Raw genomic sequence first — 17,023 nt, forward strand, 5'->3', positions numbered from 1 at the left:
TTCTATTGTTTTACAAATTGTTTGTTCAAAATAAGGCCATTCGATAGCTCAATTGTGAGGGAATAAAACCCTGCACTCATTGCGGAAATATCAATTGCATCATTATTTTGCATACTGTTATTATAACATACCGAACCCATCATATTTATAATTTTCACGTTAAAGTTACTCATTTCCGTGAAATCTTTTCCATTTACAGTAATATGCAAGAAGGCGCTTGCTGGGTTTGGATACACATTTACACTAAATGCAGGTTTCTTTATTTTTTCATAGGGAGGGTAGTCGGCTTTGATAGGTACTTTTATATAACCGAAAGAATAGGGTGGAACCTCAATATGATACAATACATTATCTGTGCAACAATTTTGAATGGTGTCAATCGTTGTTATTTCAATCGGGTAGGGCACATCATTAACATTATTGTAACATTCATTTAGTGTGAAGAGCGTATTTTTACCTTTTCCGGCAGTGGAATAGGGTTTTAGTGCAGTTACACAATAAATAGTTGCAGTGTCTGAAACATATAACAAACCGTCCGGTGGGTAAATACCTGTTGTACCTGCAATATTCAAATTATGTTTTTGAGCGTCTTCTGTTACATTGGTAAAATAGATATAAAAATTTTCTTTTTCCGGGTCTATGAATACAGTTGGTTGCACATTCGGATTGTTTTTTGCAATTACAAAATTGCTCTGCAGATATTTTAAATCCTTTTTTGTTATTTCGCTTAGCAGTTGCATTACATAAAATGTTGAACGCTTCATATAATAATTACGAAAAGCTGCAGAATCCGGATCATTAATGCTATAAGGTGAAATATATTTCCCGAGCCAAACCAGTTCAGGGTCCGATGCAGGGCTCATGATTGGGTTACTGCCCCCACCGGCAAAATTGTGCAAATGCGCGTATTTGAAAAAATTGCTTCGGTAATTTCCATTAAAATTAATTTTTAAGTTTTTCAACCACCATTCTTGCAACATTGTACAATGGATAAAGGATTGTGCAAATACACCAATTTGATTTACTTTTGTTGAATTGTAATTTCCTTGATCTTTTAAATTATATTCAGAGGTAATTACATCCTTACCACCTTCAGCTAACGAAAGATTTAAACCTAAATGTGTTTTATGCTCATCCCACGATTCCAAATACCGGGATTTAATAAAATCTTTAAAGTTACGGGTGATACCGTCAAAGGTTGCTTCTAATCTTTCATCATAAATATCGTATCGCCAACCATCATTAGTTGAAATTGTATCACCTAAGTTGCAGGAGTAAGTTGTTTCTAAATGATCAAATGGTATGGAGTCATAATTATGTCCATCATAATACGGGTGAATTGCATAAGCATCGAAAGATTTCCGAAAATGGCCCGGCCATCCGGTAATTTCCACTTTTTCCATTCGTTTTGTAAATAAGCTGTCGTTCCAATCGGAATAATTTACAACACCTGCAATTTTACCGGCAGCTTGCAATGCAAAGGTTGTGTCATGAATATTTTCAGCAGGTAGTGCTATTTTACAGGAACCTGTCAATGGTTTTTTGAAAGCTGAAATATAATCATGGTCCAACCAAACATCGGTGCCAATTAAAACACTGTCGAGGCTATCGGTAATACCTCCGTTTATATAGATCCAATAATCTTCCAACGAATAAATACCGAGCATAGTTTCGGAAAACTCATAATACATTTCATTACCGAGTTCAACATAGGTCACATTTACATCGTGTATTGAATTTCCGTTTGCGAGTGGTGTACCTTTTAAATAATCAACGATCCGTTTGCATTCAGTTGCAGTTTCATTCATAATATTCAGGTCAACTACCACCTCTACACTTTGTCCTGAATTTTCTGTTTCAATCTTTTTTATCATTTCGATAAAATCATCAATATATCGGTGTGTGCTGTCCAGTAATTGTTGCTCAAGATAGCTGTTACCAAAACTTTTAAAGTCATCAATTTCTGTTGAATCCATCCATGCTTTATAGAAGTTTGCTGAAGCGTCAGCTTCCAAACTATCTATTATTACAATAAATTCAGGTGCATTATCACTGTAATCAGTCCTGTCATAAAATCGTATTATTTCTTCTAACACATATCCATAACCGGGGCCTTGCAATAAATGCATAAATTTACTGTCGGCGCCACCGGGAAAACGCAAACTTTTTGGTGCGAAATTGCTCATCCAATTCCATTGATCAAGTGCAGAGCTGTCGTTTGGAATTTGTTTTCTGCCAAAAATACCGGCAACATGAAAACCATTCAAACCTTGATTAACTGTTTTCTGAACGCTTCCAAAATTGATATAAATTGTAGAATCCCCTTTGATTTTTGCATATTGATTATTATTGTTTGAATAAGCATTATTATTAATTCCCGATATAGTTCTTAAATTAATTTCCGGTTCTGTTTCGGTGATACCATCCTCCCAGTACCAAACTGTATCCAATCCGTCGGCTAAAGTTTCTTCGATAATTCCAGTGGTGTCAAAAATTTCTTCATCAGGAAAATATTGTGCTTTCGTTTGAAGATGGGAAGTAAGGATTGCTATAAGTATAACAGCTGTCCGAACATTTTTTGGAGTAGTAATATTTTTCATTTTAACTAATTTGTGGTTAATTTATTCAATAGTAATGATGTAAGAAATGAGCGCATAGGTTTTTACACCTACGAACTATCAAAGAAGTCTATGGATAAGATATTTTTATGGTTGAAGTGTTCCGTAGGCATATACGCTAACTAGTTTATTGGAGAAGTTTCCTCCCAATAAACTTCTCCAACCCTTCCAAAATGGCAGGATAGGAGAATAACCAATATTCAAATCTACCTATTATTTCTAACTTTAAAATTAATGAAATCTTTCACTCATCACTTCTCCGCCACCACTCCAATACTATTAAAAGTCTCAATCCCGCACTCCAAAAATCCCTGATATTCATCTTCGTCCGGTGTATAACCGCGTGGTTGATTTAATACCTTGCCATCCGGGGCAATTAATACGTAGTAGGGTTGAGAGTTGGTATTAAATTCACGTGCCTGAAAGTCGCTCCATTTGTTTCCTATGCTGCGTACTTTATTTCCGGTATGTGCAGATATATATTGATCTTCTAAACGCAGCGCTTCTTTATCGTCAACGTATAAACTTACCAATACATATTCTTCGTTGATTAATTTATAAACTTCCTCATTTGGCCAAACATGTTCTTCCATTTTTCTGCAATTTACACACGCCCAGCCAGTGAAGTCAATCATGATAGGTTTGTTCACTTCCTTAGCATATGCAACTGCTTCGTCCATGTCGTGAAAACAATTTAATGCGAGTGGGCATTCGCTGTCGTAATGATAAATACTGTAAAACATCGGAGGTGTAAATCCGCTTATTAATGCTAAATTTTTTCCTTTTTGTATCCCACTGGCAAAATAAATGGTAAGCGCTAAAAAGGTTAATGAAAAAATTCCTCGTGCGATTCCGAATTTCACTTTTTTATCATCGTGCGGGAAACGGATAACACCTATAAGATATAAGAATGTGAGCAACGAAAATAAAGCCCATAATCCTAAAAATATTTCGCGTTTTAAAAATCCCCAGTGATAAGCAAGGTCTACATTCGATAAAAATTTGATGGCAAATGCGAGTTCGATAAATGCAAAAACAATTTTTACTTCGTTTAACCATCCACCGCTTTTTGGTAATTTATTTAAGAGTTGTGGAAATAACGCCAATAAAGTAAATGCCAAAGCAAACGCTGTCCCGAAACCAACCATACCGGCGCTTAATGCAGCTCCACCACCTTTTAAACTATTTGCAAGTAAGGACCCTAAAATTGGACCGGTGCAGGAAAAAGAAACAATACATAAAGTAACGGCCATGAAAAAAATACCGAGTAATCCACCTACATCTGATGCGCTGTCGGTTTTATTTGCCCATTTGGAGGGTAATTTAATTTCGAATAATCCGAATAATGAAAGAGCAAATAAAATGAACACAAAAAAGAAAACCATGTTCACCACATTATTTGTAGAGAAGGAGTTTAATGCATCGCCGGATAAACCAAATAATAAAAAGGGAAGTGAGACAAGAAAATAAACTAAAATAATACTGAAACCATAAAAAGATGCTTCAAAAATTCCCTTTTTTCTGTTGGTTGATCTTTTAGTAAAAAAGGAAATTGTAAAGGGTATCATCGGGAAAGTACAAGGCATTAATAATCCTATTAATCCTCCGATAAAACCTAAAATAAATGTGCTGAATAATCCTTTATTATTTGCATTGGTAATTTCCTGATCAATTTTGGGATCGCATTGTGCCTGCCGGGCATATCCTGTATCCACAGCAAATGTTCCGAATATATTTGCAGGAGCTGCAGAGGCACCAGTGTCCGTTTTAATGATCTCAATGATATCACCTCCACTCAATTTAAAGGTAAAATCTTTAATTCCAAATTTACATTGTATGGCATCACAAGTTTGAAAATCAATATATCCGCTGATGATTGCATTGGCAGAATCAACCTTAATTTTTTGACGAATTTCTAACTTATCGTGATAGAATTTTGTTATCTTATTTTGAAATAAAGGTTCCGGTTTATTTTCTGCATGCCCAAATTCGTCTGCCTTTCCAATTAGCTGATAATTTTTCCCGGCATTTTCAAAAACAACCTTCATAGGTTGAGCGCCGTCTTCCGGTGAGTCCTGAGAATATAATTTCCAGGTTGGCGCTACAGTAGCATTAAATTTTAACCAATATTCGGTATCGTTGATTTTTTCGCTGCTAATTTCCCAGGTTACAGGATATTTTATTTTAGAATAATCAGTGGTAAAATTACCGTTATAGGTATTTGCAATTGCAGTAAGATCAAAACTAAAGTCGTGTGAAAATGCCATGCATTGTTTATCATCACAACTCATAAAATCGATATACCCTTTAACCGTTACATTTTTGCTAACCTTAACCGTTTGTTTGAGTACGAGTTTTTTATGATAAAATTTTATCACCTGATTTTGGAAAAGTGGTTCTACTTCCTCCTCTTTTCTTCCCAGTTCCGTCATTTCACCGATCAATTCAACTCCTTCAGGTAAATCCTCAAAAATCAGAGATGTTGGTATTGGTCCGTCCTCCGGAACATCATGCGAATACAACTTCCAACCTTCATCAATAGCAGCTACAAAAATGAGAATGTATTCATTTGGCACACCACTGGCAGTTACCGATGTTTCCCATTTAACGGGTTTTAGTAGTTGGGCATGGGTTTGATTGATAAACAGGATCGCCAATAAAAACTGAAAAAACTTTTTTCCCATCAGGTCGGATTTTTTGCTGTGCAAATTTAACGAATTAGGCCTCACAGAGGTTCGTTAAAAGGTTGTGTGACATTATTTTTACTGTTAAAAGATCTTAAACCGATGCAGAGGAAACCACTTTGGCTAAAAATGACTCGAAGATCATCCTGCCATCGGTATTTCCTAAAATTTCCTCACTGGCTCTTTCCGGATGGGGCATCATACCGAAAACATTACGTTCCTTATTACAAATACCGGCAATATTAAACAACGAACCATTTGGATTTGACCCTTCCGTTACTTCTCCATGTTCATCACAATAACGAAAAATCACCTGATCGTTTGCAATAATTTCTTTCAAAACCTTGTCTTCCGCATAAAACCTTCCTTCGCCATGGGCAATAGGTATCTTGAGCGCATGATGCTGAGGCACATACCGGTTGATCCTGCTGGCAGTATTTTCTGCCGTGAGAAAAATATTTTTACAGATGAATTGCTGATTGTTGTTTTCCAATAAAACCCCGGGAAGTAGTCCAGCCTCACATAATATTTGAAAACCATTACAGATACCCCAGGCAAAACCTCCTGCCTCGCAATGTTTGATCACTGCCTGCATAATTGGGGAAAACCGTGCTATAGAACCCGTTCTGAGGGCATCTCCATAAGAAAAACCACCCGGTAGCATAACACAATCCTTTGTGGTGAGTCCACCCAGATCTTTTTGTTTGTGAAACAATTCTATTACTTCACAACCCATAACATTGCGTAAAACATGGATCAGATCCTGATCGCAATTGGAACCCGGAAAAGTAACAACGCCAAATCTCATTTTTTGTAGAGTTAAGCTGTAAAGTTAATATATTGAAACAGGATTGTGGCACCCAAAAGTGTAATATGTATTATTTCAGGTGTCATGCGGTTTTTGGAGTGGAAGAAATAGTAACTTATAAAAAACGAAGTTCCCATCATCAAAAAATAAAGTCCGCCAACATCGGCATTGGAATTGAACAAAAATGCCAATATCCCGAAAAGAAAAAAGGAAACAAATGAACCCAGATATTTTCTTACTTGAATGAGGTTGCTGGTAAATTTATTACTGTAAAAAATGAGTGAAATTATCAGCGCAATTCCGATTAATACCAATTTTACAATGACGATAGTGCTGAAAAAATTGGAAAGTTTTGTTAGATCCGGAACAAAGTGAAATTGTTTTTCCCAAAATTCAGGAAGCAGATCAAACCAGAAAAATGCGGTAGCTGCGAGAAAATAGATCACCATAAATCCGGAGAGAAATAAAACGAATTCCCGAAAAGTTATGCTTCTCATTCTTATGATGGCCAATAAACTGTAAAGGCTGAAGACCAAAGCGGGAAAAAATAAAAGTGAAACAAATCCATTCAGCAATCCTGTGTCAAAATAAATGGTATCTGCTTTTGGTTTATTATATGCGCTGAATATTTTAAACAATATCCAAATTAAAAAGAATCCGCTGAGTACTGCAGGAGTATTAAGCAACATATCCGGAAAAAAACTGCATAACAATATAAATACAAGTGCGGGTAGGAGAGAAGGTTTCGTATTTACTTTACTTCCCTGCATAAGCATACTAATAAGTACCGCTTGAGTTACAATACATGCCAGGTTAAAAAAAGGAACAACTGTTTGGGGTAATTTATTTAGCGGTATCCATTGATTAAATAATAAGTCGCCAATAAAATAATACGATGTTTCAGTAGTTGGTATTCCTCCTAAAAAAAATTTAAGATTTACCAATGCTGCATAAATTATGAGCAAAATAAGAGATACCGGATTAGAGGATTGGAAAAGCCGCAGCACTGAAATTAATTAAAGTTGTAATTTGACAAATGATAATGTTTTTTTATAAATACTGGGGATAATAATTTCATTAAAGGAGATCTGTTCTGCGGAAGAAGGTCGTAATTGCACTTCCTGCTGATTGGCATTAAAAATACTTTTTCTGTCCAATGCGCCGTCAGCCTCCATTTCGTATTGCAGCACATTGGAATTTTGTTCCACATCTTCATTAAAAATAAAGGTGATCTGTTGTTTGCTGTTAATTATTGCATACGACGAATTTACACCTCTGTCTTCGCGACTTATTTGTTTTTTTCTGATCACATTATTCCAAGAGGGAGTTCCATCAGGTTTAATGGAAAATAATAAAATATCATCATACTCATAAAATTCAACTTGTCGCGTGGAGGTTCTATAACCGTAATAGGGATCGTAATTTGTATACTCATAACTCTCCACAGTTTTATCGTAGTATTCTGCAACCAACAAAGCACCGCCATCCGCACGTGGTACAATATTCCCGATCTGATATACCGGTAAGTTTTTAATTGCTTTTTCCGTTGCAAGGCCTGCAATCTCATCTAACGTCTCTTGGGGAAAAATATAATTGTGTTTTAAATTTATGGAGGAAGAAGATGGATCAATTACCTGATAATTATATCCAACCATATATTCTTTACTATCTTCTTTTAAAAAACTAATCGCAATAATATTTCCGGAAGAATTATCAATTGCAAAATTCATTTCGTCCAGACAGAAATCGTTGCTGGTGATATCCGTATATAAAACAGCAGATCCTTGTTTCGGAAGTACAAAAGAATATTGAACTGCAGTTTTATCTTTTTTGCAATTAAACTCATCGTTCTCAAAAAGAAAAACAGGAATGCCCGAATCGGTTATTAATTCTTTTATCAGGATGGGACTATAATTGATATCAGGCAAATTAATATCGTTTTTTTGTAACAATGCAGCTTCACTGTTAATTACCAATGAAAACATTTTATCAATACGACCTGCACTGAATTCATATTTGTAAATAAGAAAATATGCATTATTCTTCGACTTGACTATTTTAAATTCCGAAAAATTTTCACCTATTTTCAAGGATGTTGAATCCAGAAGTATGGGCTCACCCTTTTTTTCCACGTCCTCATTAAATAACTGGACTGCGAGGTAATTATTCTTATTTTCTTTATATGTGTAAAAATGATAAATTTTTTCTCCGCTTTTATACACTTCCACCGATTCGTAATCCATGGTTTTTATGGTAATTTCTTTTTTGCGTTTAAAGGTCATTTGTTTGTCATAAATATCGATCTCGTCTTCAAAACGATATTTTTTATAGACTAAAACATCACCATTTTTATTTTTGCCTAATATATTATAGCCTACCAGTTCTGTGCTGATTTTCTGCGGATCAGAAATAAATATTTTTTGAGCCTGCATAATGGCAGGAAGGAACACAAACATAAAACAACAATACCATACCCTCGATTTATTCACAATGTCATATTTTTTTTGCCATATTTAGGGCAATTATTAATGTATCAAAATTACATAAAAAACGTTTAGGGTGCTGTTTTGTTGTGTGGGTTGTCCCATATGTAAATAATAAAGTTAAGTATCTATGCTACTTTTTTTGTTTGGGGTCCAATGCATCGCGCAGTCCTTCGCCAATGAGATTGTATACAGTCACCGTTATAAAAATTGCCATACCGGGAAAGAGCACAAGCCACCAGGCACTGAATTTTTCCCTCCCATCGCTTACGAGAGAACCCCAGGTAACCAGATCGGATGGTACGCCAATTCCGAGAAAAGATAAACTTGATTCTATCAAAATGGCAGAAGCTATTCCAAATGCAATGGATACCAATGCCGGAGCAATTCCATTTGGAAGGGCGTGTTTTACTATGATATTTAATTCTGAAAACCCAAGTGAACGCGCAGCTTGAATATATTCTAAATTCCGTATTCTCAAAAATTCCGCTCTGGTTAATCGGGCAATACCTGTCCATGAGGTTAAACCAATTATAACCATGAGATTTGTAATGGAAGGTCTCGCAATGGCAGCAATGGTAAGAATTAATATAAAAGTTGGCATTGCATAAAATATTTCAATGGTTCTTGAAATAAGTGTATCTGCAGGAATAAACATTCGTTTATTTAGATAAGGTAATTTACCCACCAGTTTTCCTACCAACATAAAAATAAAAATTATCCCTGCAAAAATGAATATACTCAGAATTAATTGCAGCAACATATTTAATCCTGAACTGTTTATTGCATCCTGTAAAATGAAATTTCTGGTTTGAAATGCATAGAACCAGGCAACAAAAACACCAATTACCACAGTCCAGAATTTACCTCTGGTGGTAACCAATCTATTATCGCCAAAATATCCCGCGATAGCACCTAATAATAATCCAATAATTGCAGCAATGGTCATGGAAATAAATCCAATTGTGAGGGAGATTCGCGCTCCGTGGATGAGACCTGCCATCAGATCGTCGCCCAGACTTCCCGTACCTAAAATATGTCTGAAACGTCTCGGCATCTCTACGATCTGACCATTTTTATCCTTAAATAATTGGGCATCTCCCGGACCTTTATATCCTGTATTCAACATGTCGGTTTTACCCGGAGAATACGGTACTGGTGCCCAAATCACCTTTTCCATATCCATTTGTTTCCAGTCGGCAATATCCAACTGAATATTTTCAATACTCCCATCACTTTTTGTGACGATATAATTATTTTTCCATGAAAATGCCGGGAAATAATTATTCCCTTCATATTTAACGAACAGTGGTTTCTGATTTGCAAGAATAGGTGCTAAAATTGCAATTATTGCAAGAAATAATAATATATACAATGAAATATACGCAGGTTTATTGTGCCTGAATTGTTTTCGCGCATGTGCACGGAAACTGAATTCGTTTTGCGTTTTATTTTTTTTCATTGATTGTTTGAATAAGAGATTCTTGGGTCAGCAATTGCATATAAAATATCAGCTATTAAATAGCCTACTAAAGTTAGAACTCCCGTTAATGTAAAAACATCAATTATAACCGGATAATCGTTTGTTTGTATTGCGTGAAATATTTGTTGCCCCATTCCCGGAATGGTAAAAATGGTTTCCAAAATAACAGAGCCACTGATTGCCAACGGAAATACATTGGAAAAAACCGTAATGATCGGTAAAAGTGTGTTTCTGAAAACATGTTTATATAAAACCTTCCCATCACTCAATCCTTTTGCTCTGGCAGTACGGATATAATCCTGCGAAATAACTTCTAATGCGGAAACTCTTGTTATCCTGCTTAAAAATGCAAGTTGTGAATAGGTATAAGCAATGGTTGGTAAAATCAAATAAGGCAAACGCAAACGTATCACTTCTAAAAAATTTGATCCTTCCGGAATTCCGGTTACGGGTTGAATTCCTGATGCAGGGAAAACAGAAAGTGCTTCTGTGTTGGCAAAACCCATCAACAATAATGTTGCAACCCAAAAAGTGGGCATAGAATATAAAACAAAAAGTATTACAGAAGATGTTCTGTCAAATAAGGAATTTTTATTGGCCGCAGCTTTTAATCCAATTGGAAGGCTGATCAAATATGCCAATAATATGGAGATCATGGTAAAAAACAACGACCATTTCATGCGTTCTGAAATGATATCGGATACTTTTAATTTGGTTTCATACGAATATCCGAAATCGCCCCGTATCAATCCTGCGCAATTAACATTTCCTTTGCCTGTTAGCCAGTTGCCATCCCCGAATATCCAGCGATGGTATTGATTGCTTTTATAAAAATTAATGGAGGGGATGTAATTTTTATATTTTGTGGAATGGGATTCCATCGCCAGATAATTGTCATTTGCCGATTTTATTTCATTCTGTATTGTATGGAGATAGGAAAGTTGTTCTGCATTTTGTTTTAAATAATTTAATTTCAATTGAATGAGTTTATCATTATAACTCACTTTCAAATTACTCACCTCTATTTTAAAGTTTGTGATACTGTCCTGAATGGCATTTTTTCCAAATTTATTTATATCAACGGAGTCAGGTGAAATTTTATTTATAGCCAGTTCCAGATCTTTTACCGATCGATACCATGCAGCAATTTGAGGCCAGTTTCCATAGGTATTCAAAAGGCGCTTCAAAGCATCGCGTTCATTTTCATCGTATATTTTATACAAAGTATCGGGTGTTGCAAGGGTGGTAATACTAAAATAAAACACCGGCAGATCAAGACCTAATTTTTTGCGCCATCTATCTTCTTCCTTTTGGGTGTTGTTTTGTTGAACTCCCATCTCTCCACCCGATTCCCTGGCTGAAACCATACGATCCAACGGGTCGCCAGGCGCATTAATACTAATTACAAATGCCAGTAATGAAATTATAATAAGTGTGGGAATAAAAAACAAAATTCGTTTGAGAATATATTTACCCATCACTAAGTTGGTTGAAACTGCAGTAAAAATACATTAACTGTTGCACATAAAATGGAACTGCAGTGAGATTACATGTCAGTATTATTTTTAACTACTCCCGTTTTCATTCCGTATAATGACAATAATCTCATATTATTTAAAATAACACCCGGTCTGTCGAAAACCATGTATTGATTTCCAAATCTTTTATGTAAAATATTTTTTTTGGATGTAGAATATAAAATTACATACGGTTGCTCTTCATAAATTATTCTTTGCAATTCCTTTTCCATCGGAATACGTTTTGAATCGTCCAGAGTATATTTAATAGAATCAATCAGAGCATCCGTTTCTGCGTTTCCAAATCCCACATAATTAGATCCGCCTGAAATATAAGAGGAGGTATGCCATATCTGAGTATAATCTTCCGGAAATGAACCCGAAGCCCAGGCACTTGCATACATATCAAAATCATGTTTTCTTAATTGTTCTTTCAATGTATTTGCTTCCACTCCTATAGGAATTAATACAACTCCGGCCTTATAAGCAGCTTCCACAACCATATTTATCATATCCACAACAAATTTTTGTCCCGATTGATATTTAAATTCAATTTCCATTTGAATTTTTTCTCCGTCCACTTCCTTGTCCCGGATATTATTGCCATCGGTGTCTTTCCAACCGGCCTCATCCAATAATTTTTTAGCTGCTTCCACATCAAACGGAATTAAAGGCAAGTCATTATTGTATTCTTTTTTTAATGGCGAAATAGTTCCATTTTGTCGTTTGGCATATCCGTAAGAAACTACACGAATTATTTCTTCAACCGGAACTAAATAAGCCATTGCTCTTCGCACCTTAGCATCTGTGAAATATTTTTTATGTGTGGTTCCATCCGGTTTCAAATTCATCCCGATATAATTAAAACTGAAATTATCGGTAAACTGAATATTATAATTTTTATTAAAATCAGGTTCCTGCATTAATTCCAGAACCGATGCAGTTGGGAGCCAGGTAGTCGCGTCAAAGGTTTGTGCTCTTATTTCAAGTTTTTGAGAATTTGGATCCTTGTCCAGTTTAAATATTATTTTTTCCGGGAAGGATGTTTCATATGCTGTTGGATCAGTGAGTTTTTGTGTCCAGTGATTTTTTTTGCGTTCCAGCGTTAATGTTTGTCCGGGAGTCCACTCCACAACTTTATATGGTCCTGAACCATTTAAAAAATTAACGTCACTTCCGTATTTCGGATCATTAAAGTTATTTGCCCAGGCAGCTAATTTTTGTTCGCCATCAGCATTAAATGTACTGTCGTTAAACTGTTCAAAACTATATTGCGCAAGAATATTTTGGGGATCATAATAACTGCGTTGAATTATCGGAAAATCAGTTAGAAATGCAACATTCAGAATATATTCTTTTTTCATTACAATGGTGAAAGAGAATTTATCGTTAGGATCAGCAACCACATTTTTGATATTTTCAAAATAGGATTTTAAGGAGGGATTATTTGTGAGCGGACACTTATTTGCTTTAAGCATAAATATGGCATCTTCTGCAGTTATTTGCTCACCGTTGTCCCAGGTAGCATCTTTTCTAAGAGTGTAGGAATAACTCAAATTATCTGCGGAAATTTTCGGCATGGAAACAGCAAGATCAGGACAAATTCCAAGATTTATTATATCATTTCTCAAAATAAAGTTACTGGTATATTGTAATACCCAACTGCGGGATGCTGTTCCTCCATTGGTTGGATGCAGGTTATCCGGATCGCCAACCCAGTGATTCACCACTACATTTTCTTTGCTCCATTCCGGCAAAATGCTGTCGGCATCAGGAAGTAAAATATATTTAACATTTTCGGTGATGCCCACAGTTTCAGTATCTCCGCCATTTTTGTTGTTACCACAGGAGTTAAAGACCGCAACTGTGAAAATTATAAAACTGATCCGGGAAAGGGTAACTATTTTCATGATATAATTTTTACTTGAACCACCAAAGTAAATGAATTTGGTTCATTTTTTAAACCTTAACACTATTAAATTGTATTATTACTTTTACTTGACAATAGATTTAACATGCAAAAGATTCTGATAACAGGTGGTTCGGGTTTGATAGGACGGCGTTTGACCGAAATTTTAGTGGCGGGAGGTTACCACATAAATTGGTTGAGCAGAAGTAAAAAAACGATACCCGGTGTTACTGTTTTTTTGTGGGATATTGATAAGGGATTTTTGGAAGAAAGTGCTTTTAGTGGGGTGGATGTTATTATTCATTTGGCCGGAGAGGGAATTGCCGACGAAAGATGGACAACATCCCGAAAAAAAATGATCATTGAAAGCAGAACAAAAAGTACGGATCTCCTGATAAAAAAACTACGTGAAATTCCCAATCAGATAAAAACCGTTATTTGCGCATCTGCGATCGGGTTTTATGAAACTAATGCCAATTCCATAATAAATGAAGAAAATAAGTCGGGAACAGGGTTTCTCAGCGAATCGGTTTCTATATGGGAAAGCAGCACTAAAAATTTTGAAACTCTACCAATAAAACTCGCCACTATTCGAATTGGAATTGTTTTATCAAAAAAAGGTGGCGCCTATAAAGAATTGATCCAAACAAAGCCCATGGGAATATTACCCCTTATGGGAAATGGCAAACAAATTTATTCGTGGATTCATATTGACGATGTTTGTGGTATTTTTTTATTCGTTTTGGAAAATAAACTTCATGGAATATTTAATGCAGTTGCCCCTAATCAGGTCTCCCAAAAAACAATAATGCAAACAGTAAAAAAGTATTCCAAAGGATTTCAAATAATTGTTCCGGTTCCTGCTTTTGGATTAAAATTGATTTTAGGCGAAATGAGCAATGCAGTTTTAAATTCTCAAAAAATAAGCGGCGATAAAATAATTAACGCAGGTTATAAATTTAAATTCCCGAACATCGAAGATGCGATCAATGATCTGGAATGAGTAATGAGTTATGCCCGCCCGAAAGACCCGGTCGGACGGGAGTATTGAGTTTGTTCCTACTCGGATTAAAACCCAGAACCCAGAACCCAGAACCCAGAACTCAGAACCCAGAACCCAGAACTCAGAACCCAGAACTCAGAACCCAGAACCCAGAACCCAGAACCCAGAACTCAGAACCCAGAACCCAGAACCCAGAACTCAGAACTCAGAACTCAGAACCCCGAACTCATTTATTCGCCGCAAGCCCTGTGCAAGTTTTCAGCATATTGATAAAATCTTCGCGATAACCGTAGGTATCTAAACCTCTGGCTGAATTTGCCAATTTAATTGCCTCTTCATAGGTAGCATCTCCTTTATATTCGCTGTCTCTTAATATCATTCCAAATTCAATTACTGCACTCGCAAAACGGAAATTATCACTTGTGGATGCCAATGGAATAGCTTTAGAGGAAAGTGATTTTTCTATTAATTTACTTGTTTCACTATTAGGTGCCTTGAATCTCAATTTTAATGTCATGATCTCATCGGTGTTGTATGCATTTTTGTTTACTTCGGTGGTTTGATATTTTAAAGTTTCACCAGATGGTTTTTCATTGGAACCACTTGGTTGATATTGATTTGCACGTAATTTAATTTCATACATTGCGGTAACGCGATGTCCTGCACCGAGTTCACCGGCATCTTTTGCATCGTTATCAAAATCTTCATTATTTAAAGTTCTGTTCTCATAACCGATCAAACGATATTCTTCAACCAAAGCAGGATTAAATTCGATCTGAATTTTTACATCTTTTGCAATGGTAAATAGGGTTCCGCGCATATCGGTAGTAAATACTTTTTTTGCTTCTTTTTCATCGTCGATATAATAGTAGGCGCCATTTCCATTATCAGCAATGGATTCCATTTTACTGTCTTTATAATTTCCTAAACCGAATCCACATATCGTTAAAAATACCCCGGTTTTTCTTTTTTCTTCTACAAGGCGTGTCATTTCCGCATCGCTGCTTGTGCCAACATTAAAATCGCCATCTGAACATAAAATAACTCTGTTATTTCCTTCCGGTATTAAATTTTTTACTGCTATATCATAAGCGAGTTTTATACCTGCACCACCTGCGGTACTTCCACCGGCTTCGAGATTATTTATTGCGTCTTTTATTTTCTGTTTATTTGAGCAAGTTGTGGATGGTAAAACTTCTCCTGCGGCACCTGCATATACTACAATTGCAACTCTGTCTTTTTCATTTAAATTATCTATCAATGAAATTAAAGAATGTTTAACGAGTGGTAATTTATTGGGATCCTGCATACTGCCACTTACATCAATTAAAAAAACAAGATTGGATGCATCGGCTTCAGAATAATCAATTTCCTTTCCCTGTAATCCAACCATAATTAATTTTGTTGATTTATTCCAGGGACATTCACTCATTTCATAATTAATGGAAAATGGATCATTGCCTTTTGGTTTGTTATAGGTGTAATCAAAATAATTCACCATTTCTTCAATACGCACAGCATCTTTTGGAGGAACTTGTCCGTTATTAATAAATCTGCGGATATTAGAATAGGATGCATTGTCAACATCAATGGAAAATGTAGATAAGGGATTGCCGATCACCTTTTTAAAAATATTTTCATTTATGGCATTATAGGATTCTGTATTAAAATCGGGCCCATAATCGGCTTCAATTCCCTCATAAGTGGCATCAGCCATATAGATTTGGCCAGAATAACTTTGATTTGCTTCTACTTTTTTGTAGCTTTTATCTTCTCTTTTTTGCGGTGAAATTCCTGTTTCCGAATCCTCTTTTTCCCTGATTACCATTTCCTCTATTATGATCTCCGTTTGTAATTTAACATCCAATTTTAATTGATCATTATTTTTTAATTCTATTTTTTTCTCTACCAAAACATAATTTTCTTTAAAGAATGTTATTTGATATTTATCCGCTTCCAGATTTGAGAAAATATAATTTCCCAAAGAATCGCTTGTAGTTTCCGTTTTTCCCTTTTCGGATTTTATTTCAATAGTTGCATTGGCGATAGGATTGCCAAAATCAACATCCGTAATTACACCACTAATGGTTGCAGTACCCGTCAATGGCAATGAATTGTTTTTTTTGCCTCCGGCGATAATTATTCCGGTGAGCAATAAAATTGTAACTCCCGAAAAAAGAATGATCCTTTTCATAATTAAATATTTTATGGTTATTAAATTGTTTCGGGAGGGAGATGCGAGAGAAATAAAAATTCCATAAGATCGGGAATTGTGAGGCGTGAATCCCTTTCATGGAGGCAGAATATTTTTAATCCAGGCTAGTGACTTGTGACCTTGGGTGAATAGTGAATAGAAGTGAGTATGATCCTCTAAGCATTGAAGCTATGGATATAGGCTCTAAACTTTTTTTCCGAGTCGAAGTATACTCACCACTCACTACTCACCACTTACCACTCCCCACCTCACGATTTCGGTGCTCAAAAAAAAAGACCCTTTCGGGCCTTTCTAAAATATTAT

10 protein-coding genes are annotated in these 17,023 nt (G+C 35.7%); 1 reads left to right on the top strand and 9 read right to left on the bottom strand.

Translation table 11 applies throughout. The annotated features are described in order from the left end of the window. Positions 1–2: 2 nt before the first annotated feature. From IPI31_05365 to IPI31_05400, 8 genes are all read right to left on the bottom strand, one after another. Positions 3–2,600 carry a T9SS type A sorting domain-containing protein gene (locus tag IPI31_05365; protein MBK7567237.1) on the bottom strand — a complete coding sequence of 866 codons (2,598 nt, stop codon included), beginning with the start codon at positions 2,598–2,600 and terminating at the stop codon, positions 3–5. 269 nt (positions 2,601–2,869) lie between these two features. Then, positions 2,870–5,302, bottom strand: a complete 2,433-nt coding sequence (locus IPI31_05370; protein ID MBK7567238.1) for a thioredoxin family protein — start codon at positions 5,300–5,302, stop codon at positions 2,870–2,872. A gap of 94 nt (positions 5,303–5,396) precedes the next feature. Then, complete coding sequence (gene purQ, locus IPI31_05375; GenBank protein ID MBK7567239.1) at positions 5,397–6,110, bottom strand: phosphoribosylformylglycinamidine synthase subunit PurQ; 714 nt, start codon at positions 6,108–6,110, stop codon at positions 5,397–5,399. Between the two features lie 11 nt (positions 6,111–6,121). After that, positions 6,122–7,117 carry a hypothetical protein gene (locus IPI31_05380; protein MBK7567240.1) on the bottom strand — a complete coding sequence of 332 codons (996 nt, stop codon included), beginning with the start codon at positions 7,115–7,117 and terminating at the stop codon, positions 6,122–6,124. A 9-nt stretch (positions 7,118–7,126) separates the two neighbouring features. Further along, the gene (locus IPI31_05385) at positions 7,127–8,599 is read right to left on the bottom strand and encodes a hypothetical protein (GenBank protein MBK7567241.1); all 1,473 of its coding nucleotides are present in this window, start codon (positions 8,597–8,599) and stop codon (positions 7,127–7,129) included. A gap of 127 nt (positions 8,600–8,726) precedes the next feature. After that, positions 8,727–10,055 carry an ABC transporter permease gene (locus IPI31_05390; GenBank protein MBK7567242.1) on the bottom strand — a complete coding sequence of 443 codons (1,329 nt, stop codon included), beginning with the start codon at positions 10,053–10,055 and terminating at the stop codon, positions 8,727–8,729. Continuing rightward, positions 10,052–11,554 carry an ABC transporter permease gene (locus IPI31_05395; GenBank protein ID MBK7567243.1) on the bottom strand — a complete coding sequence of 501 codons (1,503 nt, stop codon included), beginning with the start codon at positions 11,552–11,554 and terminating at the stop codon, positions 10,052–10,054. Before IPI31_05395 ends, IPI31_05390 begins: the two co-directional genes overlap by 4 nt. 68 nt (positions 11,555–11,622) lie before the next feature. Then, positions 11,623–13,503: a hypothetical protein gene (locus tag IPI31_05400; GenBank protein MBK7567244.1), complete on the bottom strand. Its 1,881-nt coding sequence runs from the start codon at positions 13,501–13,503 to the stop codon at positions 11,623–11,625. A gap of 105 nt (positions 13,504–13,608) precedes the next feature. Here IPI31_05400 and IPI31_05405 point away from each other — a divergent pair, with 105 nt between their 5' ends. Next, entirely contained in the window at positions 13,609–14,505 is an 897-nt protein-coding gene (locus IPI31_05405) for a TIGR01777 family protein (protein MBK7567245.1), read from the top strand. A 226-nt stretch (positions 14,506–14,731) separates the two neighbouring features. Here the strand turns inward: IPI31_05405 and IPI31_05410 are convergent, their stop codons facing one another. Next, positions 14,732–16,699, bottom strand: coding sequence for a von Willebrand factor type A domain-containing protein (locus IPI31_05410; protein ID MBK7567246.1), 1,968 nt, complete (start codon positions 16,697–16,699; stop codon positions 14,732–14,734). Positions 16,700–17,023: the final 324 nt, after the last annotated feature.

The sequence above is a fragment of the Bacteroidota bacterium genome, assembly GCA_016706865.1.
GTDB lineage: Bacteria > Bacteroidota > Bacteroidia > Chitinophagales > BACL12 > UBA7236.